Source organism: Brasilonema angustatum (assembly GCF_059505445.1).
In genome coordinates this window covers 159,039-180,535 of record NZ_JCACKO010000132.1, presented here as the reverse complement: position 1 = coordinate 180,535, position 21,497 = coordinate 159,039, and the positions used below count along the sequence as shown (strand labels likewise).

13 protein-coding genes are annotated in these 21,497 nt (G+C 41.1%); 5 read left to right on the top strand and 8 right to left on the bottom strand.

Features of this window, described 5'->3' with window-relative positions; translation table 11 throughout:
* Positions 1-110: 110 nt before the first annotated feature.
* Both AC5JM2_RS23460 and AC5JM2_RS23455 read left to right on the top strand, forming a co-directional pair.
* Positions 111-1,160, top strand: coding sequence for a DUF1822 family protein (locus AC5JM2_RS23460; RefSeq protein WP_495837225.1), 1,050 nt, complete (start codon positions 111-113; stop codon positions 1,158-1,160).
* Between the two features lie 15 nt (positions 1,161-1,175).
* Positions 1,176-3,860, top strand: a complete 2,685-nt coding sequence (locus AC5JM2_RS23455) for a CHAT domain-containing protein (protein WP_495837224.1) — start codon at positions 1,176-1,178, stop codon at positions 3,858-3,860.
* On the opposite strand, the gene AC5JM2_RS23450 is transcribed toward AC5JM2_RS23455, so the two are convergent.
* From AC5JM2_RS23450 to AC5JM2_RS23440, 3 genes are all read right to left on the bottom strand, one after another.
* A complete protein-coding gene (locus AC5JM2_RS23450; RefSeq protein WP_495837223.1) occupies positions 3,857-6,472 on the bottom strand; it encodes a two-partner secretion domain-containing protein in 2,616 nt (871 codons plus the stop codon). The two genes, AC5JM2_RS23455 and AC5JM2_RS23450, sit on opposite strands and share 4 nt — an antisense overlap.
* A gap of 179 nt (positions 6,473-6,651) precedes the next feature.
* Entirely contained in the window at positions 6,652-7,452 is an 801-nt protein-coding gene (locus tag AC5JM2_RS23445; RefSeq protein WP_495837222.1) for a DUF928 domain-containing protein, read from the bottom strand.
* Complete coding sequence (locus AC5JM2_RS23440; RefSeq protein WP_495837221.1) at positions 7,449-9,944, bottom strand: CHASE2 domain-containing protein; 2,496 nt, start codon at positions 9,942-9,944, stop codon at positions 7,449-7,451. The genes AC5JM2_RS23445 and AC5JM2_RS23440 overlap by 4 nt, the downstream gene beginning before the upstream one ends.
* A gap of 769 nt (positions 9,945-10,713) precedes the next feature.
* On the opposite strand from AC5JM2_RS23440, the gene AC5JM2_RS23435 reads away from it, so the two are divergent.
* Positions 10,714-15,384: an nSTAND1 domain-containing NTPase gene (locus AC5JM2_RS23435; RefSeq protein ID WP_495837220.1), complete on the top strand. Its 4,671-nt coding sequence runs from the start codon at positions 10,714-10,716 to the stop codon at positions 15,382-15,384.
* A gap of 228 nt (positions 15,385-15,612) precedes the next feature.
* A complete protein-coding gene (locus AC5JM2_RS23430; protein ID WP_495837219.1) occupies positions 15,613-15,927 on the top strand; it encodes a hypothetical protein in 315 nt (104 codons plus the stop codon).
* On the opposite strand, the gene AC5JM2_RS23425 is transcribed toward AC5JM2_RS23430, so the two are convergent.
* The 3 genes from AC5JM2_RS23425 to AC5JM2_RS23415 form a co-directional block, all read right to left on the bottom strand.
* On the bottom strand, positions 15,924-16,202 hold the full coding sequence (locus AC5JM2_RS23425; protein WP_495837218.1) for a hypothetical protein: 279 nt from the start codon (positions 16,200-16,202) through the stop codon (positions 15,924-15,926). The genes AC5JM2_RS23430 and AC5JM2_RS23425 overlap by 4 nt on opposite strands.
* Positions 16,203-16,362: 160 nt before the next feature.
* On the bottom strand, positions 16,363-17,541 hold the full coding sequence (purT, locus tag AC5JM2_RS23420) for a formate-dependent phosphoribosylglycinamide formyltransferase (protein ID WP_495837217.1): 1,179 nt from the start codon (positions 17,539-17,541) through the stop codon (positions 16,363-16,365).
* A gap of 76 nt (positions 17,542-17,617) precedes the next feature.
* A complete protein-coding gene (locus AC5JM2_RS23415) occupies positions 17,618-18,115 on the bottom strand; it encodes a pentapeptide repeat-containing protein (protein ID WP_495837216.1) in 498 nt (165 codons plus the stop codon).
* Between the two features lie 234 nt (positions 18,116-18,349).
* Here AC5JM2_RS23415 and AC5JM2_RS23410 point away from each other — a divergent pair, with 234 nt between their 5' ends.
* Positions 18,350-18,886: a hypothetical protein gene (locus AC5JM2_RS23410; protein ID WP_495837215.1), complete on the top strand. Its 537-nt coding sequence runs from the start codon at positions 18,350-18,352 to the stop codon at positions 18,884-18,886.
* 24 nt (positions 18,887-18,910) lie between these two features.
* Here AC5JM2_RS23410 and AC5JM2_RS23405 read toward each other — a convergent pair whose 3' ends face one another.
* Together AC5JM2_RS23405 and AC5JM2_RS23400 are read right to left on the bottom strand one after the other, a co-directional pair.
* Positions 18,911-19,537: a TenA family protein gene (locus AC5JM2_RS23405; protein WP_495837214.1), complete on the bottom strand. Its 627-nt coding sequence runs from the start codon at positions 19,535-19,537 to the stop codon at positions 18,911-18,913.
* A gap of 26 nt (positions 19,538-19,563) precedes the next feature.
* Positions 19,564-21,492 (bottom strand): ABC-F family ATP-binding cassette domain-containing protein, encoded by a 1,929-nt coding sequence (locus AC5JM2_RS23400; RefSeq protein WP_495837213.1) that lies wholly within the window; start codon positions 21,490-21,492, stop codon positions 19,564-19,566.
* Positions 21,493-21,497: the final 5 nt, after the last annotated feature.

The window sequence follows — 21,497 nt, the reverse complement described above, 5'->3', positions numbered from 1 at the left end:
GCGAATATCTAGAACAACGCACACAAAATTTACGCTCATATCCTCAAGCCCTCCTCTTGAAGTGAGGCTAAAATCATCTGAAACATAAAACACAAATCAGGAGTACAATAATGCTTAACTCTCAGGTTCATTCAACTGATATAAGACTCTTACTATCAGAAGTAGTTTTACTAGAACTAGAAGACTTCGACAAGGCAATCGATAATAGCAAACTCGTAAATAGCGAAGCACAGCAATGGCAAACTTATCTAGATACATTGGCAAGTATTGGCTGTGAAAAATGGCTAAATACACGCATAGCAGAAAATCGAAGTTCTCAAAAAATTAAAGTTAGTGAGGATATTGCTCATCTGGCTATAGGAGGTTTTAAAATTTGTCCAATTGCCGTAGAACATCTGCTGGATGAAGTTATCAGTATCCCAAGTTCTCTCATTGAAAAATCGGAATTAGCCGATCATTTTTATGTCCTTGTTGAGGTGTTAGAAGAGGAAGAACAAGTAATTATTAGAGGATTTTTGCGCTATGACGAACTGATGAGTTATCGCAGTCAATATAATTTAGAGCTTCGGGATGGATTTTACCAAGTACCGTTGTCTTTATTTGATGCCGAACTCAATCACCTATTGTTCTACTACTATTTCTCGGAACCTTTAACTATTGCTTTACCTGTAACTTCCGCTCAGTCTTCGAGAGCATCACTCCAGAGATCTTTGAATAATACCAGAACCAAGTTGAGTCAATGGTTAGAGGGAGTGTTTGAACAAGGCTGGCAAACAATTGACACCCTGATAAATCCAGAGGCAAATTTAGCTCTTAGTACTAGAATTACACAAAGAGGTGCTAAAAAAGCCAAACTCATTGACTTGGGAGTGCAACTCGGTTATCAAACTGTGGCTCTTTTGGTAAATATCACAGAGGAAAGCGATGAAAAATTGGGTGTTTTGATCCAGGTACATCCCACGGGTGGAGAAAGATTTTTGCCGCCTGATCTGAAATTGACTTTGCTGTCTAAAGGAGGAAAAACCCTTCAGCAAGTCACTTCGAGATTGCAAGATAACTACATTCAACTGAAATTTTTTAAAGGGGAATCAGGAAAACGCTTTAGTGTTGAGTTAAGTTTAGGAGAAAATAGAAAGGTGAAAGAAGACTTTGAATTGTAATCAAGGGGAAAGAGCATGGCGATAAAAAAGCCTGTATTTTTCCGTATCTTAAAATCCATTGTTTCATCTAAATACCCAGGTAGAAGTTGGATAGCTCAACCAATACTCGCAGCAATTGGGGTGTTTCTGTGCGTGATCATATCACCAGTGTTGGCACAAGCTCCTCTTGTCAATTCCAGTGTCCATCAATTTACAATTAGCGAGGGTAAAACACAAGACCTTGTGCAACAGGGGAAAAAACTTTATGAAGCTGGACAGTTTACTCTTGCTGTTGAAGTCTTACAACAGGCTTCTGCTGCTTTTAAAACTCAGGGAGATTATTTACGGGAAGCTATGACTTTGAGCAATCTCTGTTTAGCTTTTCAGCAACTCAGTTTATGGAACGAAGCTGAAAAAGCGATCGCTCAAAGTCTCAATTTATTAAAAAGTTTGAAGAACTCCCAAGAAAGCTCTAAAATCTTAGCACAAGCCTTTGACGTGCAAGGACGCTTACAATTGTCGCGGGGACAAACTGAAGCAGCATTGACGACTTGGCAACAAGCTGCTGAGATTTATCAGCAAATCAAAGACAGTACTGCATTCACCCGTAACCAGATTAACTCGGCTCAAGCTCTACAAGTTTTAGGACGATACCGTCAGGCAAAGAAAATTTTAACTGAAGTTTCGCAAACTATTCAAAACCAAAGCGATTCATCAACAAAAGCATCGGGACTACTGAGTCTTGGCAACATTTTGCAAGTCGTTGGTGATTTAAAGCAATCTCAGCAGGTATTACAGCAAAGTTTAGCACTTGCAAAAGCGACCTCATCTGATCAAATAATCGCTGAAACTCTCTTTAGCTTGGGAAACACTGCCCGTGCCCAGTATGATACGAACATGGCATTGGATTACTACCAGCAAGCTGCAAGTACATCGACTGATTCAACCACACGTATTCAGGCACATCTGAATCGACTAAGCCTACTTGTTGAGAAAAAGCAATTTGCAGATGCATTAGCATTATCGTCCCAAATCCAATCTGAAATTAGTAACTTACCTGCAAGTCGGATGGTTGTTGAGGCAAAAATTAACTTTGCCCAAAGTTTGATGAAAATGATGAGTCAAATAGGAACAAAGCAAGACTCAGCCCAATTACTAGCTAGTGCAATCCAGCAGGCGCAAAGTTTACAAGATAAGCGTGCAGAATCTTATGCCCTTGGGACTCTTGGGAATTTGTATGAAATCAATCAGCAGTTTACTGATGCCCAAAAGCTGACTAAGAAAGCTTTGGTTATGGCTCAAAGTCTTAATGCATCAGATATAGTTTATCAATGGCAATGGCAACTAGGACGTATATACAAGCAGCAGGGAGATCAAAAAAGCGCAATTATTTACTATTCTGAAGCTTTTAACACTCTTAAAACTTTACGTAGTGATTTAGTTGCTATCAATCCAGACATTCAGTTTTCCTTCCGTGAAAGTGTGGAACCTGTGTATCGGGAGTTAGTCGCATTGCTGTTGCAAACAGAGAACGAGAGTGTCCAACATCAAGAAAGGCAAAAGTCAAAAAGCGAAAAGCCAGAAAACCAAAAAAATCTAAAACAAGCTCGTTTTGTCATGGAATCGCTGCAAATCGCAGAATTGGACAACTTCTTTCGCTCAGCTTGTCTAACTGCAAAGCAGGAACTTGATCCAATCGTTGATAAAAAAGATTCACGCTCAGCAGTTTTCTATCCTATTATTCTACCAGACCGTTTAGATGTGATTCTCAAATTGCCTAACCGGGATTTGCGGCACTACAAAACTGTTATTGCTAAAGATAAGGTAGAAGGTGTTGTAGAAAATTTGGGAGAATATTTACGCGATATCACCAGAACTTCTCAAGTCAAGCAGCTATCCCAACAGATATATGACTGGTTAATTCAACCCGCTGAAGCAGAGTTGAGCGAAAATGGCATCAAAACTCTAGTGTTTGTCCTAGATGGAGCATTGCGTAACATACCAATGTCAGTTCTCTATGATAAACAACAGCAGAAATATCTAGTTGAAAAGTATGCGATCGCCGTCGCCCCTGGATTACAACTGCTTGATCCCAAACCATTGCAGCAAGTCAAGTTAAATACCATTCTTGCTGGAGTAGCCGCAGAACGCACCATTGAAAACCGCAAGTTTCCTCCGCTCGAAAACGTACCACGCGAACTGCAACAAATCCAGTCTGAGGTACCCAAAACTAAAGAGCTTTTAGATCAAAAGTTTACCGAAAACAATCTGCAAAACCAGTTGCAATCAGCTCCCTTTTCTGTAGTTCATCTGGCGACTCATGGTGAGTTTAGTTCCGATCCAGAAAAAACCTTTGTTCTCACCTGGGATAAGTTACTTAAGGTGAAAGAATTTGATAGCTTACTGCGAGTCAGGGACACAAAAAAATCGAGTGCTATCGAATTGCTTGTCCTCAGTGCTTGTAAAACAGCTGTTGGAGACAAGCGAGCTGCTTTGGGACTTGCTGGAGTAGCTGTACAGGCAGGTGCACGTAGTACACTTGCAGCATTGTGGTCTGTAGATGATGAATCTACCGCTAATTTGATGAGTCAGTTTTACCAACACCTGAAAGCAGGAGTGAATAAAGCTGAAGCACTCCAGCGTGCTCAACTAGCTGTGTTTGCCCGGGAGAAAACTCCATATTTATGGGCACCTTTTGTGTTGGTAGGGAATTGGCTCTAGTGGGAGCAAGTACCAGAAGCCAGCCAAGAACTATGAGGAATAGCAGCCAATGGTTGCGCGACTAAGAAAATGTCGCCCTTGTCATCCACCACCCACCCTTGCGCTTCCACAATTTCATTGGGTAAATGCTTGACATAATTTGTATTTTGTGAGTTATTGCCTCGGCTTCTTTTTTGTTGTGCGTCTTGACTCTCAACACTTGTAGAACGAGTTTCTGCATCTGAGTCCAGCGCCACCCAATCTACATGAACTGCATTACTTCTGAGGACTTCTCTAGGATTGGGTGGTATACCTCCGCGTCCGGTGATAATGAATTCGCTTTGATTTTGGGCGACATCAGCAAGACACGCTTGAGCTAGTTTTGGCTCTTGAGGTTCTACAGGCAAGTTAATGAAGCCACGGCTAGGATCTAAATTAAGTGTATTGATGTTTACTACACCACTTGCAGTGGGATTTGTCTGGGAAATTGCCGTTACATCGTTTGTTGCTAGCTTTTGAGGATCGAGCTTGGTTGGGTCATTGGTTCCCAGTTGACGCACCAAGTCTTCTCGACTACGCTGTTGGATACCGAAAAGACCAGAAGTTTGGATTTGAACTTTGCCACCAGAACCTGTGAAAGCATTTGCGGTGATGTCGCTATTTTCACCAGGGACAGCTACAAGAAAGCCATTGGGAGCATTGATATTGATGTTACCTCCGTTGCCACCAGCTTCAGCAGTCCCCGCAGTGGTTGAGATTTGACTATTGCGACGCAAGAGTAATAAGTCTTTGATTCCTAAGGTGATATTTCCACCGTTACCAGATGCGGTTTTAGCTAAGATAGCTGCTTGGTTGTCTAGCTCAATAAAGCGAGAACTAACCTCAATATCTCCAGCAGTTCCCTTTCCCAAGTTGCCGACATTCAATAGAGCACCATTTCGTACATCCAGCGAACCAGTTGAAAGACTGATACCACCTGCCTTACCCACCGCTCCAGATTCTACACTACTGAATGCACCACTTGGTCCACGTACACTTCCCCCATCAAAGGAGACGTTATCCCGTGCAATAATAGCGACACTGCCAGCATTTCCATATCCATAGCTTCTGGCAGATAATTTACCCCCATTTTTTGCAATTAGGGAGCCAGTGGTGACGCTGATATCGCCTCCGTTGCCCACAGTTTGTGGAAGTACAACACTGCTGTATATACCACTGGCACTAGGGAAACTTCCATTTTTCGCCACCCCATCAAAGAACACCGTATCCTGTGCAGTAATATTAATACTGCCAGCATCACCTCGTCCATAAATAGCAGCCAATACTACAGCACCATTGGTGAAAAAAAGTGAGCCAGTGGTGATATCGATGCGACCTCCGTTGCCCACCCCTGTAGGTAACACAGTGCTAAATACACCACTAGGATTGTAATTGCGGATCTCATCAGCCCAAACGGTATTGCGAGCAGTAATGGTGATGTTGCCCGCATCCCCTCGTCCAAAAGTGCTAGCAGTTACTTCAGCGCCATTGGTCAAAGAAAGTGAGCCTGCATGAATATTGATGTCTCCTGATTGCCCGGTTCCCCTCAGCTGCACAGAATTACGAATTTCGCTCGCATCCTTAAGATTGATTGCTGCTTGTGCATTAATCTCAATATTTCCCGCCTTACTATTAACCGCACCCAATCCTTCTGCTATTCCTGCCTGTAGGCTACTTTGTCTTAATATATCTAAGGAACGGGCGTTAATCGCAATAGTGCCACCATTGTCAGCACGCACATTCACGATCGCGCCATTATTGAGCAAGATATCACTTCGCTCTATCCCATCTGGAAAACTGAGACTGAATTGAGTGCCATTCGCATTTAACCCAACTGTTCCCGCACCACTCACGCCTCCCAACTCGACTCGACCACCAAAAGCATACAATCCTCCAGCATCCATACTAACGTTACCGCCCACCAGCAGTAGACTTTGACCATTAGGGACACGTAAACCAGTTGCAGTAGATGTCAGGGACGGATCTAATCCTGAGGGTGCAACTGAATTATTTTGGATAGAAGCTGCAGCAATTTGGTTAAATAGCAAAGCGGAAGGATTGACTGTTAACAAGGATGAGGAAGCTTCAGGAGTGGAGGCGCTAAACAAGCCTTGATTACCAAATTGAATGGCATTAGCTGTCGTTGCTAAGAAAGAACCACCAATATCTAGCTTGGCATTGCGACCAAATATAATCCCATTGGGATTCATAAAAAACAAGTTCGCTGTGCCATTAGCTTTGATTAAACCATCAATATTAGAAATCGACTTACCTGTCACCCGACTAATAATGTTTTGAATATCTAAGCTATTGTTGAAATAAGCTGTACTCCCTGTGGGGACAGAGAACTCCCCAAAGCTGTGGAACAAGTTGCTTCCTGCACGCGTTCCACCTGTAATGATTCTGATGTTGCCGCCAGTTGTGACGCTGGAATTACTCGGTAGAGTCCTATCAGGTATAATTTGGGCAACAGCACAATTGCTACTGAAAGCTAACGCTCCTGACAGTACTAACCAACTGGCTAAAGTCAATCTGTAGCACCAATTCTGCATTTGCATTGCTAAAAAAGGAGTCGTTGAGTTGAAATTACTCACTAACTTTATTTAGACTTATTTTCAGTTAATTTAACCACAGATTTTACACTTATTTTCAATTAATTTAACCATAGATTTTCGTAGGGGTATGGCAAAACACAGCCCCAAGCCCGTGGTTTATTCACTTCAAAAGCGCTGTATTAAACCGATTAAAAAAAACTGAGTTTCTCAAATCGTTATTATTGCGGACTGTAACGTTGTAAAATCGGCGCTCCTGCGAGTTCTTCCAAGTCAACAGCTTTAAACAAGCTCGTCCAATCTTTAGCTAACGTATCAGTGTCCGAACCAGTGCGGCGGAGTTCTGCCAAATTTGTAATGGCATCGTACCAAAGATTATTAGCAGTATAGATTTTATACTCCTGTGATTTTGCAGTCTTCAATTGCTGCTGAAGCTGGGGAGTTAGCGCCACTCGTTTCAGCCATGCGTCCACAAAAAAATACTCAGGTTTGTTTTGTGGATTACCACAATAAACTCGGAAAAACCAGTGATATTTTGAGTTTTGCTTGAGAGCATATTGTGAATTTGACGGTAGGGTAATGCCTACAGTACCTGCTTTTGCTGGCAATGTTAGAGAGGTTCGGTAAATATCATGACCTTGGTCATCCTGCAACACAAACTCCCCAGAACGCAAGTTTGTAGGTAATTCAGGCAAATAAACCCAAAATGTTGGATATTCAGCAAGTGTTGCTCCCAAGAACGATTTGTTGTTTTTTTCTTCACCAGGTACTATAGCTGTCACAGGTGTTTTCAAGCTTGGACATCCATCACGACGGCTTGTCCCTCCTCGCCGACGACCTTTGGGCTCACCGTTATCAGGAAATTTCTGGGCAAAAAGGTTTGGTGTGTGAGTGATTTTATTCTGGAATGATTGTTCTGGGTTTGCTTGTACTTTTGGTGGATAATTAACAAGTCCAAGACTTAGCAAAAGGATACTACAAGCTAGTTGATAGTGTCTTTGAAGTAACTTATTTTTGCTCATATTCGAGAGTTCCAACGTTTTTTGCTGTTGCTAGCATGGGTGGACGCTAGTATCTTCAACACAACTGCACAAGACACTAATGCTAATGTTGAGGGGACGAGTGGAATCCACCCCGCTTGAGTAAATATACCAAAACAGATACTAAAAAGTGTTAACAGCGCTATGGCGATCGCTAATCCAATATGAAGTGGCTGTAAAATTCGCCAAGATATAATACCGCCCACCAATGACCAACCCCATAGCCACAGCGCTTCCAACCATTCTGGCCACCACCACATTAAAGGTCTATGATTCAAAACAGCACTGAGAATATGGCTCACCATCTGCGCTTGTAAAAATACGCCTGGGGTTTGCTTTTCTTCATCTCGGGCGTGAGCAGTGTATGGAGTTTCCCAATCATCTGGAGAACTGGAGGCCGTGACGCCAATCAGGACAACGGAATTCTTCACCAATTTGTGGAATAACTCAGGAACAATCTCGTCATTAAGAAGTTTTCTGAGAGAGATTTTCTCAGCAATCTTAAGCACAGAGGGTAAAGAACGATAATTGAGCAGGATTTGATATCCTGATGCATCCACTGTTTGGTAGCCGCTCGTATGTGATTGTAAGCGCGGAAAAACAGTGTTTCCTATTTGCAAATTTTTTTGGGGATTTATATCCCATTTTAGACCTTGTGCATTTAGATAGTGTTGTGCTAGCTGAAAGCTCAAAGCATATTCTGCTGTACAAGGAGATTCCAAAGGAGGGGTTAATTGCACAAGTTGGCGACGAAGAACACGATCTGCGTCAGCGACAAAATCACTAAAACCGAGACGTTCTTTTGAAACTTCAGGAGAAGGGGGAATTCCATCAGGTGCACCATCATTAGGAGCAGGAACTTTGCACACTGTAAATATGTGTTTGTCCTGCTGTAAGACTTCGCCTAACTCTGGATGACTCGGATTAACAGGAAAATCACGATAAATATCTAGACCAATAGCTACTGGTTGATATTGCTTCAATTTTTGCAACAATTGACTGAGTGCTTGGTCTGATAATGACCAACGCATATTCATTTTTTTGTGGATTTGATACTGAATATCTGCTTCATCAATAGTAACTATTAATAGGCGCGGGTCTGGCTTTTCATCAACTGGTCGCAGATGCATTAAATAATCATAAGAATGCAGTTCCCAAGGTTGTAGCATCCCCAAATGACGCACCCCTATAAAACTGCTGGCTACTAGAATACTTGCTAGCAGCAGGGTTGAGAGACCCTTGGCTGCAACAATAAAGCGATGTCTATCTAAGAGATTCTGCTTTATTATTCTGGAAAAAGAATAGCTTTTATCGGACCCAGAACGTTGTTTCGTTTCAGAAACCGCTACTGAAGAGTCTACCTTTTGATCTTCCGGATTCCAAATCATCGGCGGTTCAGCAGGGTTTTGACAAATCACGGGTAACCAAGTCGCGCAAGGATATTCTCGCTCTAATCCTTGGAGTCTTTCTCGTGCAGAACGTACCGCAGTATACAAAGACTGTCCTTGTGAAAATTCAGTGAGAAAATGCTTTAAAAATTCTTGAGCTATGACATTCGGTACTGGCTCACGCATGACAATAACTTGAGGAATATGTAATTCCTGTAGCTGCTGTGCCAACCCCAAACCATCACAAGAGTTAAAAATCGCCAAACATAATCCACTACTTATAGCTTGCTTCAAACCATACTTTAATTGGTCAAGAGTAATTATGTCTGTTTGATTGAGTTGCAAGGAACCTTTTTCCTGAATGCAACAACTATGACCAGCAAAAAAAAGAATATCCCAATTGTTTTGCCAAAGCTGGTTATTAACCTCGTCTAATCTTGGCTCTACTAAAAATTGAATTTCTGCACCCGTTAACAAATTCTCTAAAAAAATTCTGTCCTGACTAATATCAATTTCTTGACTGTTACCAAATATTGCTAGTATTCTAATTCTATCTCTTTTCTTTTTTGTAAACTTTTGTGGTTGTTGATAATCGGATGCACTCAAGGCAACTTCTGCTCTTGGATAATCATCAAAGAAATTCCACACATGCCAGGGTAATCGTCGCAACACATTGTCATTTGTTTCAATAATGAAGCGGATTTCCTCGGATGGTTTTAAATTTGTGCGTAATTGCTGTTCAATTTTGCGAAATTCTACCGAATTGAGCCATCGGTTTAAACACTTGTAGAGTTGCTCGCATAATTCCTGAATATCTACTTCAGAAATGTTAGTAATGCTATCTTCTTCAATTTCAAATGTATCGTCAATTTCCTGGACACCAAGACGTAAAAATGGACGATAATAAAAAGCAGAATAAAGTGACTTCCAATTGCGATAGAGTTCAGGAATTTCTGGTGCTGCAGGCAAGCTAGCACTAAATTTCATTCGATAGATATTGTCTTCTTCCCCGATATATGCTGTGACAACGGGAAAACCTTCATATAAATTTCCTTGACCCAAGCTTAAAACTACCAACCTATTCATAGGTGTCTGAGATATCTGAGCAAAAAAGTGTAAAGTGTTACAGCTAATAACATCGATTCGTCAAACTTCATTCCAAATTGATCAGATGATACGGCGCAAAAAAAGCTACTTTATTCTCTCGTATTTTCTACGTATATAAAAAACTTACATAGATTAGCTTTCTGGCTTTTTTTCCTTACGGATAACCCAGTTGCTGTAGCCTGTGGAATCTTGGCCGATCACTAGCTCACTTTTGGCGATCACGAAACTGTACTAGTATGTGTCAGTGCTCTTATATTTTGCATTCATCCGTACAGATTGTGAACAATTTAAAATTAGCGCCAGAAAATTACATCCTTTGTTTGACTTTACTTGAAATCTCACGAATGGCAGCCCTGACTCTTAGTCATCTAATTGACATAGTAATTTGGTAGATACAAAATATCAATCATGAGGATTCTCAGCAAACATCAAGCTATTTAGTATCAAATATTACTATATTTTATTTGTGCTCAAAAGATTTCACATTAGTTCAATCTTAGAACATCATACAAGATATTGAACAAGATTACAATTTGCTTATAGACTAGACAAAGTAAGCGATCAACCTCAATATAACTAATCTCTAAATCATAAAAAAAATTATTCTCCACTACAGTAGGAGAAATTACGATTGCGAAATAAAATAGATTAATTAATAAATCTTATCTTGAATGTGAAAATACGAAATAGAACAGACTGAGTGTGTAGCAAAGAGCATAGCCGCAAATAAGAAACAGAAGTCTTCTCCATGAGTAAATCAGTTGTCATTAACTTAGGAAACGGTGATTTAAACAACGGATTTCCAAATATTACTGCTCGATTATGGTCATCAGGAAAATCCCTTGCACAGCAATTTATTGGTAGCTTACCCGCAGCACCATCTTTAGTACAATTATTACATAATTGGCAGTCAAATTATAAAAATATCTGTGGTCGCCAACAGTTGCGTTCTTCATTGATTGAAGAAGATGACGAACTGGAAATTGACGAAGAGAGCCTCACAAATGTTTCCGTTGTGAGTTTTGATGATGTGTGCCAAAAAATACAGGAAAAGATTAACGACTGGCTCAAATCTAGTGAATTTCTGAATATAGAACGGCAACTGCGATCGCAACTACAACCAGCAGAAGAAATTCGCGTCATTATTGAAACCGATGATAACTTAATACGGCGATTACCTTGGCATCGTTGGGACTTCTTTAATGATTATCCCAGAGCAGAACCGGCGCTTTCCCAAACAGAGTATAAATATCGAGAATTATCAAAATTAAAATTACATAGAAAGAAAGTTAGAATTTTAGCGATTTTAGGGAATAGCCAAGGTATCGATTTAGACAAAGAAATCAAGTTTCTTAATCGTGTAGAAGATGCAGAAATAGTTTTTCTTGTCAACCCCTCTCGTCAAGAATTTAACAATCTTCTTTGGCAAAATTCTGGCTGGGACATCCTTTTTTTTGCGGGTCATAGTCAAACAGAAGGTGCAACAGGGAGAATTTATATTAATGATAATAAAACCAATAACAGCTTAACAATTGAACAGTTAGAAGAAGCTCTCAAAGCTGCGATTGATAATGGCTTACAATTGGCAATATTCAACTCTTGTGATGGGCTAGGATTGGCTAGTGCGCTGGAAAAATTGAGTATTCCGACAGTGATTGTCATGCGGGAGCCAGTACCAAATCTAGTAGCACAGGAATTTTTTAAGTATTTTTTAGAATCTTTTGCAGTTCAACGACTGTCTTTATATTTAGCAGTCCAACAAGCACGCAGAAAGTTGCAAGGTTTGGAAAATGATTTTCCGGGTGCTTCTTGGTTACCTGTGATTTGTCAAAATCCAGCCGTGGAACCGCCGAGTTGGCTAAATTTAGGCGGAGTTCCTCCGTGTCCTTATCGTGGGTTATTTGCTTTTCGCGAGGAAGATGCTCACCTGTTTTTTGGGCGGGAACATTTTACACACAACTTGGTGACGGCGAGCAAAAGAAAGCCGTTGGTGGCGGTGGTTGGTCCGAGTGGAAGTGGTAAGTCGAGTGTTGTGTTTGCTGGGTTGATTCCTCAGTTACGCCAGGACTCATATACTGACTGGCAGATTGTCTCATTTCGTCCGGGTCATAATCCTTTTGAAGCTTTAGCAGGAGCATTGACTTCTAGCATTGGTGAAGCTTTATTGCTTCAGTGTCTTCAAAAAGGTAATTTAAATAACAATCAAAATCCTAAATTAACAGCTCGTCGCCTGATTGAATTAGAACTAGAAATAGCACTGCAACAAGATCACAAAGTTTTATACAAAATTATTGAAAGTTTTGTCCAGCAAAACCCGAAAACTCGTCTGGTTTTAATAGCAGACCAATTTGAAGAACTCTACACTCTTTGCTCACAAGAAGAACGCCAAGGTTTGTTAGATGCATTGCTGAATGCAGTTCGGTTAGCTCCAGCATTTACTTTAATTATGACCTTAAGGGCTGATTTTTACGGATATGCCCTTTCTTACCGACCTTTTAGTGATGCATTGCAAGGAGCAGTCTTCAATCTTGGTCCAATGAACCGTGAGGAATTGCGATCGGCTATTGAACAGCCAGCCGCACAAATGCAGGTGAGACTAGAAAATGAGTTGACAAAAAAACTGATTAATGCTGTCGATGGTCAGTCAGGACGTTTACCATTGCTGGAGTTTGCTTTAACACAACTGTGGTCAAAACAGACAGATGGGTGGTTGACTCATGCAGGCTACGAGGAGATTGGCGGTGTCGAGGAGGCTTTGGCTATCCACGCCGAAGCAGTGTATGCTCAGCTTGATGAAGCAGACCGAAGTCGGGCGCAGCAAGTGTTTATGCAGTTAGTGCGTTTGGGGGAAGCAATCGAGACTACGCGGAGATTGGCAACTCGTGATGAGGTGAAGTCAGAAAACTGGGATTTGGTGAGGCGCTTAGCTGATGCACGTCTTGTCGTAACCAACCGCAACGAGTTATCGGGTGAAGAAACGGTGGAAATTGTGCATGAGGCGCTGATTAGAAGCTGGGGACGCCTAGAACAGTGGATACAAGTTGATGGTGAATTTCGCTATTGGCAAGAGCAGTTGCGATCGCTCATTCGTCAGTGGGAAAGTAGTGGTAAGGACGAAGGAGCACTGCTGCGAGGAAAGCCACTCTCGGATGCAGAATACTGGCAGAGCAAACGTATAGACGAACTGAGTACAGGAGAGAGACATTTCATACAGCTTTCTTTAGCATTGCGGGATAACGAGCTAAATAAGCAAAAGCGTAGACGCCAACTTACTATTTTAGGACTCACAGGTGGCTTAGTGGGAGCTTTGATCCTGGCAGGGGTGGCTTGGTGGCAATCCCATAAAGCAAGCATCAGCGAGATTCAAACTATCACCGAATCTTCTGAAGCACTGTTTGCCTCGAATAACACATTAGATGCGCTTCTACAAGCAATTACAGCGAAGGAGAAATTAAAAACAGTAGGTACGGTAGATGCAAAAATCCAGGATCGGCTTGAATCAGTGCTAAAACAGGCAACTTATAAGGTTGTTGAACACAACCGCCTGATAGGGCATAGCAAAAAAGTTAACGCAGTCGCCTTCAGCCCCAATGGTCAGCTGATTGCCACAGCGAGTGACGACAACACGGTGAAACTCTGGAAGCCCGATGGCACCTTGCTTACTACTCTAAAGGGACATAATGATGTAGTTTACGGAGTCGCCTTCAGCCCTCAAGGTAATATCATAGCCACAGCAAGTAAGGATAGGACAGTCAAACTCTGGAAGCAAGACGGTACTTTGCTTACTACTCTAAAGGGACATAGTGGTTCAGTTTACGGAGTTGCGTTCAGTCCTCAAGGTAATATCATAGCCACAGCAAGTAGGGATAGGACAGTCAAACTCTGGAGAGCTAGCGATGGCACCTTGCTTACTACTCTAAATGGACATAGCGATAGAGTTACTGGTGTCGCTTTTAGCCCTGATGGTCAACTGATTGCCACAGCAAGTTGGGACAAGACGATCAAACTCTGGAAGCGTGATGGCACCTTGCTTACTACTATTAATGGACATAGTGATGTAGTCAGTGCTGTCGCGTTCAGTCCTGATAGTCAGATGCTCGCTACAGCAAGTTGGGACAAAACAGTCAAACTCTGGAAGCCTGATGGCACCTTGCTGACCACCCTCAATAATCCTAGCGGTAAGGTTTACGGATTAGCGTTCAGTCCTGATGGTGATACAATCGCCTCGGCTGGTTTTGACTGGACAATAAAACTCTGGAGGTGGCGTGATCGCACTTTGCTGACTACTTTTTATGGACATAGCGATACTGTTTGGGGAGTAGCGTTCAGCCCCGACGGTAAGACAGTTGCTTCAGCAAGTGGCGACAAAACAGTCAAACTCTGGAAGCGGGATAACATCTTGCTGACCACGCTCAATGGTCATAGTGGTACAGTTTACGGAGTAGCGTTCAGCCCCAAGAGTGAGATAATTGCCACAGCAGGTGAGGACAACACGGTGAAACTCTGGAAGCGAGATGGCACTTTGCTGACGACTCTAAAGGGACATCATGCTGCGGTTTTGGCAGTAACGTTCAGTCCTGACGGTCAGACAATTGCCTCGGCGAGTCGAGACAACACAGTAAAACTCTGGAAGCCAGATGGCACTTTGTTGACTACCCTTAATGGACATAGTTATCAGGTTAACGCAGTTGCGTTTAGCCCAGATGGTAAGATCATTGCTTCAGCAAGTGATGATAGTACAGTAAAACTCCAGAAGCCAGATGGCACTTTGCTAACTACCTTGAGACATGATAGTGAAGTTTGGGCAGTAGCGTTCAGCCCAGATGGTCAGACAATTGCCTCAGCGAGTCGGGATAAGACGGTGAAGCTTTGGAAGCAAGATGGTACTTTGCTGACTACCCTTAAAGATCACAATGGCGGAGTTAGCAAAGTAGCGTTCAGCCCAGATGGTCAGACAATTGCCACGGGGAGTGAAGACAAGACAGTGAAACTGTGGAAGCGTGATGGCACTTTGCTGACTACCCTTCCTGCGGAACGCTACGCTAACAATGGTCACAATGGCGCGGTTTGGGGAGTAGCGTTCAGCCCAGATGGCAAAATGATTGCTTCAGCAAGTGACGACAAAACAGTAAAACTCTGGAAACGAGATGGCACTTTGCTGACTACCCTCAACGGTCATAGCGCGACGGTTTGGACAGTGGCGTTCAGTCCCGACGGTAAGACAATTGCTTCGACGAGTGACGACAACAAAGTGATTCTCTGGAATTTGGATCGTGTTCTAGATACAGATAAACTAGTGAGCTACGCTTGTGATTGGGTCAAGGATTATCTGAGAACGAATGTACAGCTGCAGGAGAACGTTAGCACAGCTCCTCCTGCGGAGGCTCGCCGTTTCTGTAGTGGGGTTAAACCTCAATAGCTTCAAGCAACATGATTACATTTTTCTCATTTTTATCTCCTAAGTGCATAAGTTAATTCTGCTTACACCTAATAAAGAGTGTAGAGGCAAAGCTCTGTTAGCTAAACTGACCTTCAGCTTTTTTGATAGAGCTTCATTCTACATAATCAAACTTTCTTCAATGCGTAAATTCTACGCTATTGTTCCAGTTTTGATTATCTTTTTGTGTAACTTTTTTTGGAGAGAAATATGACTTTATTGGTTGGTAATCTTCCTTGTGAAGTAACTGAGGCAAATTTAAAAGAGCTTTTTACAAAATTTGGCACAGTCGAAAAAATTGACATTTTTCCTGGATCCGGTTTCGCAACAGTAACAATCGAAGGCGAAGCAAATGAAGAGCGTGCTGTTCAAGAACTCAATGGCGTAGAAAAGTTTGGGCAGAAACTTCAACTCTTTAAGTCAGCCCCAGTTAAGCCATCAGATAACCCACGCCAGGGAGGGGGGGGACGGGTAATTGAGGGCCTAGGGGACGGACCTGGAGACGTGATAGTGATAGAAATTTAAGATGAAGCTGCATAGAATAGGGCTTCAAGAATGAAATTGTAAGATGACAACGAGCAGATTTGCTCTCTGGTAATTTTTTCAAGAACTTGTCGCAGGCGATAGCCCAAAGGGCTGACCCTCCGCGTATCGCGTAATTGCTGAAGTGTTGTAAAAACTTCTCCAGTAAGGTGGTGTTTGATAAATTCCCAAACCCGCCGACGAGCCATTTTCGATACACCACCTGAATCTCCTTCTATTCTATGCAACTTCACATAAAATTGGTATGAGGGAATCATAATAACTCTTACTTGTCTTAGGCTCAGGAATTATCTTGAATTCAATACGATCATGCCCTCAAAACGCTTGATAAGCATATGATTATCTGAAAACTAATTCCAAAATTAGTAAGAACGCAAGCGTTGCTCCTCTGCACCAGGCTCGCACCTTTGTCAGAGATTAGGGTTGGTATTCCAATTTAATTTTACCTGCGGCTCTAGTCGCTTTTTCGCGAGCCTCTTGAATATCACTTCCTTTAGCCAAAGCAACCCCCATTCGGCGATAAAGATGGGCATTAGGTTTACCAAATAGCCTAATGTCCACATCTTTTTCTGATAGCGCTTCGGCTACTCCTGTATAAGCAATAAAATCTGATTTTTCAGTCGCTAAAATAACAGCACTCGCTGAAAAACCCAATTGTTCTATATGAGGAATAGGTAAGCCTAAAATCGCTCTCAAGTGTAGTTCAAATTCGTTCAGATTTTGCGAGATTAATGTCACCATTCCTGTATCATGGGGTCTAGGGGAAAGTTCAGAAAAAATGACTTCGTCTTTGGTCACAAAAAATTCAACACCAAAAATTCCCGCTCCTCCTAATGCATCGGTGACTTTTTTAGCTATTGCTTGCGCTTCCAATATCATTTTTTCCGAAATTTCTGCAGGTTGCCAAGATTCTTGATAATCTCCTCTTTCTTGGCGATGTCCGATAGGAGGACAAAAAATTGTCGGTGCATTCCACTGCTTAATTGTGAGTAAAGTAATTTCTATCTCAAAGTCAATGAATTCCTCGACAATGACCTTTTGACTGTCACCTCTGGAATTGGCGATCGCATAATTCCATGCTTTCTCAACTTCACTCTTTTCTTTAACTACAGATTGCCCTTTGCCAGAAGATGACATCACAGGTTTAACTACATTAGGAAACCCAATTTCATCAGATACAGCAATCAACTTTTCTAAAGTTGTCGCATAACCATACTTCGCAGTGCGGATACCTAATTCTTTATGTGCTAGTTCTCTGATTCTGTCTCGGTTCATTGTATAGTTAGTCGCCGCTGCAGTTGGTATAACTGTAATTCCTCGCTGCTCAAATTCCAAAAGTTTTTCCGTTCTAATTGCTTCAATTTCTGGTACTATAAAATCAGGTTGATATTTGCTAACCACTGCTTCCAAATCATCAGCACTCAGCATAGAAATCACTTCCGAACAGTCAGCAACTTGCATTGCTGGGGCATTGGCATAGCGGTCAACAGCAATCACATAATTGCCAAACCGTTTAGCAGCAATAACAAACTCTTTGCCTAGTTCTCCAGAACCTAGCAACATTAATTTTTGGGGTAATTTCATCGAATTATTCATTAATTTTTCCTATTTAGTTACAAGTTACAAAAATAATTTTTTTTCTACTTCTTTTATACCTTTGCGCTTCGTTATTTCAATCATCTTCTTCCAAATATTTAAATCTGGCACCGCGAAGTCGTAAATCTTGGCGCTGAAGCTTTGTCAATCCAATCCCTTCTCCAAACTCACACTCCTCTACACGAGCATTTAACCATATAGTCTCATTAAGAGTAGCACCATTCAAATTTGCATTTATCAAATCTGCGTTAGTAAAATTGGCAAATATAAGGTCTGCATTCACTAAACTGCTTCCTTGTAGGTTTGCACCTAATAAATTACCACGGATGAAGTTGACTTCATCTAAAATCAAGTAAGATAAGTCTGCTCCCGTTAAATTAGGGAATTTTAGCTGACTAGGATTTTGGAAAAACCTCATGACACAGCCTATATTAGCTTCACTAAGGCACATCTTGGTTAAGAAATCATAGCGGGCTATTCCAAGTTGCTTGAGAATTTCTAGACGCTGTTGGGGATTTTGTTCTAAAAACTGAATAGCGCAACGACGCAAGTTTTGAGTAGGAATATCGAGCATAATCATCAAATTGTCGTAAGATTATCGATTTTTCAAATCTTTTTTGGGTAGTTCTTTTGTGCAGCTACTTAAAAGCTTTGCTATCATCAGTAGTGAGTTAGTTATATATCTGACATTTTAGCAGATACCTGTGTAAAAAATCATCCGGGTAAGAATCAGTATTATTCGTAAAGTTAGGTAATTACAGAGTTTGTTATTACAGTCACTATGAAAGGAATAATCAGACCGTATAAAATGAAAGGTCGTGTACTAATAATAGTAATCTTGTTTGGGATAATTTCACTATTTTGGCTCAGCTTTTTCGCTAAAATTGTGAGAGTAAAATTTGTCGAAATTGATTTTGTACTTAAAAGATTAGAAATTCAAAAGGAAGCACAGGTCGAAATTCCTTATACTATTGCTAAAGTTGATGTACAAAGGCGCTTAGGTTCTGATGTTAAACCTGATCCTAGATGTTTATTTTGGGCAACAACTGAAGTAGGTAGAGGATGGACTAATGATTCTAATGATCGTGATTTTTTTATAGATTATTATATACCTCTAAATAAAAAAGCAATGATTTGTACAACACCAGCCCTGGCAGCTGCACTCATTGCTAAGCGTCACGAAAAACCGCTTTTATATAAAGTTTATCCAACAGAAGATGGTTTTCATGTTCGCATTGTTGAAGGTCTTACAGAAGTGAGAGAACCTTGTAAAAACTGGACAGGTAATGTTGATTGCGCAGATTCTATATTATCGCGACAGGGGATTGTTAGGTATGAGCCGTAGAAAAGAACAAATGCAGCTTTCTCTCTACTGTGCTGCATTGAAAGCCATCTGCCAAAAATCTTTCTCGAATGTTGCTACCCTTAAAAAAGCTTCTTGTGCTTGCTGGTGAATATTTTCTGAAGCTGTTTGCAACACCTCATCAGCTTGATGTTCTAGAAGTTTTACATATTCAGTAAAACCTGCATTTCCCCATCTGTCTGCAAACTCTGTATATGGTTCAGGCATGACTCCAGGCAATTGCCAACCTTGATTGTATGCTAATTCAATTGCCCAAAATGCAGTTGCTTGTACTGGATAAGGCATTGTAGCAAGGGTGTGCATATATTCACAATATTGTATGCAGCTTGGTTGTTTTTCCACATCAAGATTAAGTTCTCGTTGGGCTGCTTTTTCTTTGAACCAATTGAGTTCATCTTTGAGTGCTGCGAGTCCTGCTAGTATAACATCAAAATGATCTGGGGGTGCGATCGCCAACACTCGTCCCACCATCCGTGTGAAATCGACAACGAACAGATAATCTTGTACAAGCCATGTGTTAAATTGCTGGGGGTGAATTGTTCCTAATTTACACTGCTCAAGAAAAGGATGTACAGTTGCTTCATGCCAAGCTTGAGTATGGTTTTGCAGAAGTTCTTTACAGGTCAGGTTCATTGTTAGTCTGTTTCTAAAATATACAATTAAGACTCAATCTCAGCTAATTCCATCCAACGTTCAGTCGCTTGATCAATCTCTTCCTTAAGTGTTTCCACCTGTTCGTAAAGTTTTTGCACTTGAGAGTAGTTACCAGGAGAAACATTCGCCATTGCTTTCTCTGCTTCTGCTTTTTCGACTTCCATCTTGGCAATTTTACCTTCCAACTGCTCAAATTCTCGTTTTTGCCACGTGGATAAGCTACGCCGTTTTTTCGTTTCGGATTCTTTGGGAGATGTTGTGTGTAACGTATCTGGATTTTTTGGCTTTTCTTTAGTGCTATTTATTTGTTGCTGTTGTGCTTCTTCTGCTTGCTTATAATCCAGATAAACTGAATAATTCCCTGGATATTGTCGAATATTTCCACCTTCTTCAAAGGTAAAAATTGTATCTACGGTGCGGTCTAGAAAATAGCGATCGTGAGAAACAACTATGACACAACCGGAAAATTCTTCTAAATATTCTTCAAGCACCGCCAATGTCTGTACATCCAAATCATTCGTGGGTTCATCTAAAATTAAAACATTTGGCGCACTCATCAGAACGCGCAACAGAAATAACCGCCGTTTTTCACCACCAGATAGTTTATGAATTGGGGCATACTGTTGATTACCAGGAAACAGAAAACGCTCTAACATTTGGGAAGCAGTAATTCTTGTTCCATCAGCAATTTGGACAAATTCTCCTTCTTCTTTTATATAGTCAATCACTCGTTGATTTTCGTTCAATGCTGATTGTAATTCTTCTGAATGCTGGTTAAAATAACCAATGTGAATTGTACCACCAATTTCTACACTTCCTGAATCTGGATGAACACGTTCTGTGATCATATCTAGTAACGTAGACTTACCAGCGCCATTAGAACCGATAATACCAATACGGTCTTCTGGACTAAACTCATAGGTAAAATTCTTAATTAAAGTACGTCCGTTATAAGCTTTAGATGTACTATTGAGTTCAATAACTTTTTTGCCAATGCGACGACTAGGCGTAGAAATATCCACTTTACCCTGAGCTTGTTTAAACTCAGTTTCTTGCATACCATGAATACGCTCAATTCTCGCTTTTTGTTTCGTACTACGAGCTTTTGGTCCTCGTTTTAGCCATTCTAACTCACGCCGCAAAACACCTTGATGTTTGCGTTGACTACTAATAGCAGATTCTTCTGCTAGTGCTTTCTTTTCTAAGTAGTATGAATAGTTACCCGCATATGTGTAAATATCCCCTCGATCAATTTCAATGATACGATTAGTTACCTTATCCAAAAAGTAGCGATCGTGAGTAATAAGAAAGAGTGCGCCACGATAGCGATTCAAATAACTTTGTAACCACTCAACAGAATTAGCATCGAGATGGTTTGTCGGTTCATCCATCAACAACAACTCTGGTTCTGACAGCAGTGCTGTAGCTAAAGCAATCCGCTTGCGATAACCACCAGATAAAGTCCCAACAACAGCATGAAAATCTGTAATTCCTAACTTTGAAAGAATGATTTTAGCATTCGTTTCCAATTCCCATGCACCAACTGAGTCCATGCGCTGCATTACAGAAGAAAAACGCGCCATCAGTTGTTTATCTTCTGGTGTATGAGCTAATTTATCAGAAATTTCCTCATACTCACGCACCAATTCCATTTGTTCGCCACTGTCCGCAAAAACTTGCTCTAAGACTGTGCGATTTTCATCTAAATCTGGCTGCTGAGGCAAGTATACAATTTTAGCTCCTGAATTTGCTAAAACTTGACCACTGTCAATCGGTTCTAATCCGGCAATCATTTTTAATAAAGTTGATTTTCCAGAACCGTTAGTACCAATTAAGCCAACCTTATCAGTAGCATCCAAGCTAAAGCTAGCATCTTTTAATATTTCCTTGATACCAAAATCTTTTTTAACAGATTGTAGGGTGATAAGACTCATATCGA

Coding starts and splice junctions, on each gene's coding strand:
- AC5JM2_RS23460 (WP_495837225.1), top strand. CDS start 111: ATGCTTAACTCTCAGGTTCATTCAACTGATATAAGACTCTTACTATCA.
- AC5JM2_RS23455 (WP_495837224.1), top strand. CDS start 1,176: ATGGCGATAAAAAAGCCTGTATTTTTCCGTATCTTAAAATCCATTGTT.
- AC5JM2_RS23445 (WP_495837222.1), bottom strand. CDS start 7,452: ATGAGCAAAAATAAGTTACTTCAAAGACACTATCAACTAGCTTGTAGT.
- AC5JM2_RS23440 (WP_495837221.1), bottom strand. CDS start 9,944: ATGAATAGGTTGGTAGTTTTAAGCTTGGGTCAAGGAAATTTATATGAA.
- AC5JM2_RS23435 (WP_495837220.1), top strand. CDS start 10,714: ATGAGTAAATCAGTTGTCATTAACTTAGGAAACGGTGATTTAAACAAC.
- AC5JM2_RS23430 (WP_495837219.1), top strand. CDS start 15,613: ATGACTTTATTGGTTGGTAATCTTCCTTGTGAAGTAACTGAGGCAAAT.
- AC5JM2_RS23425 (WP_495837218.1), bottom strand. CDS start 16,202: ATGATTCCCTCATACCAATTTTATGTGAAGTTGCATAGAATAGAAGGA.
- purT (WP_495837217.1), bottom strand. CDS start 17,541: ATGAATAATTCGATGAAATTACCCCAAAAATTAATGTTGCTAGGTTCT.
- AC5JM2_RS23415 (WP_495837216.1), bottom strand. CDS start 18,115: ATGCTCGATATTCCTACTCAAAACTTGCGTCGTTGCGCTATTCAGTTT.
- AC5JM2_RS23410 (WP_495837215.1), top strand. CDS start 18,350: ATGAAAGGTCGTGTACTAATAATAGTAATCTTGTTTGGGATAATTTCA.
- AC5JM2_RS23405 (WP_495837214.1), bottom strand. CDS start 19,537: ATGAACCTGACCTGTAAAGAACTTCTGCAAAACCATACTCAAGCTTGG.
- AC5JM2_RS23400 (WP_495837213.1), bottom strand. CDS start 21,492: ATGAGTCTTATCACCCTACAATCTGTTAAAAAAGATTTTGGTATCAAG.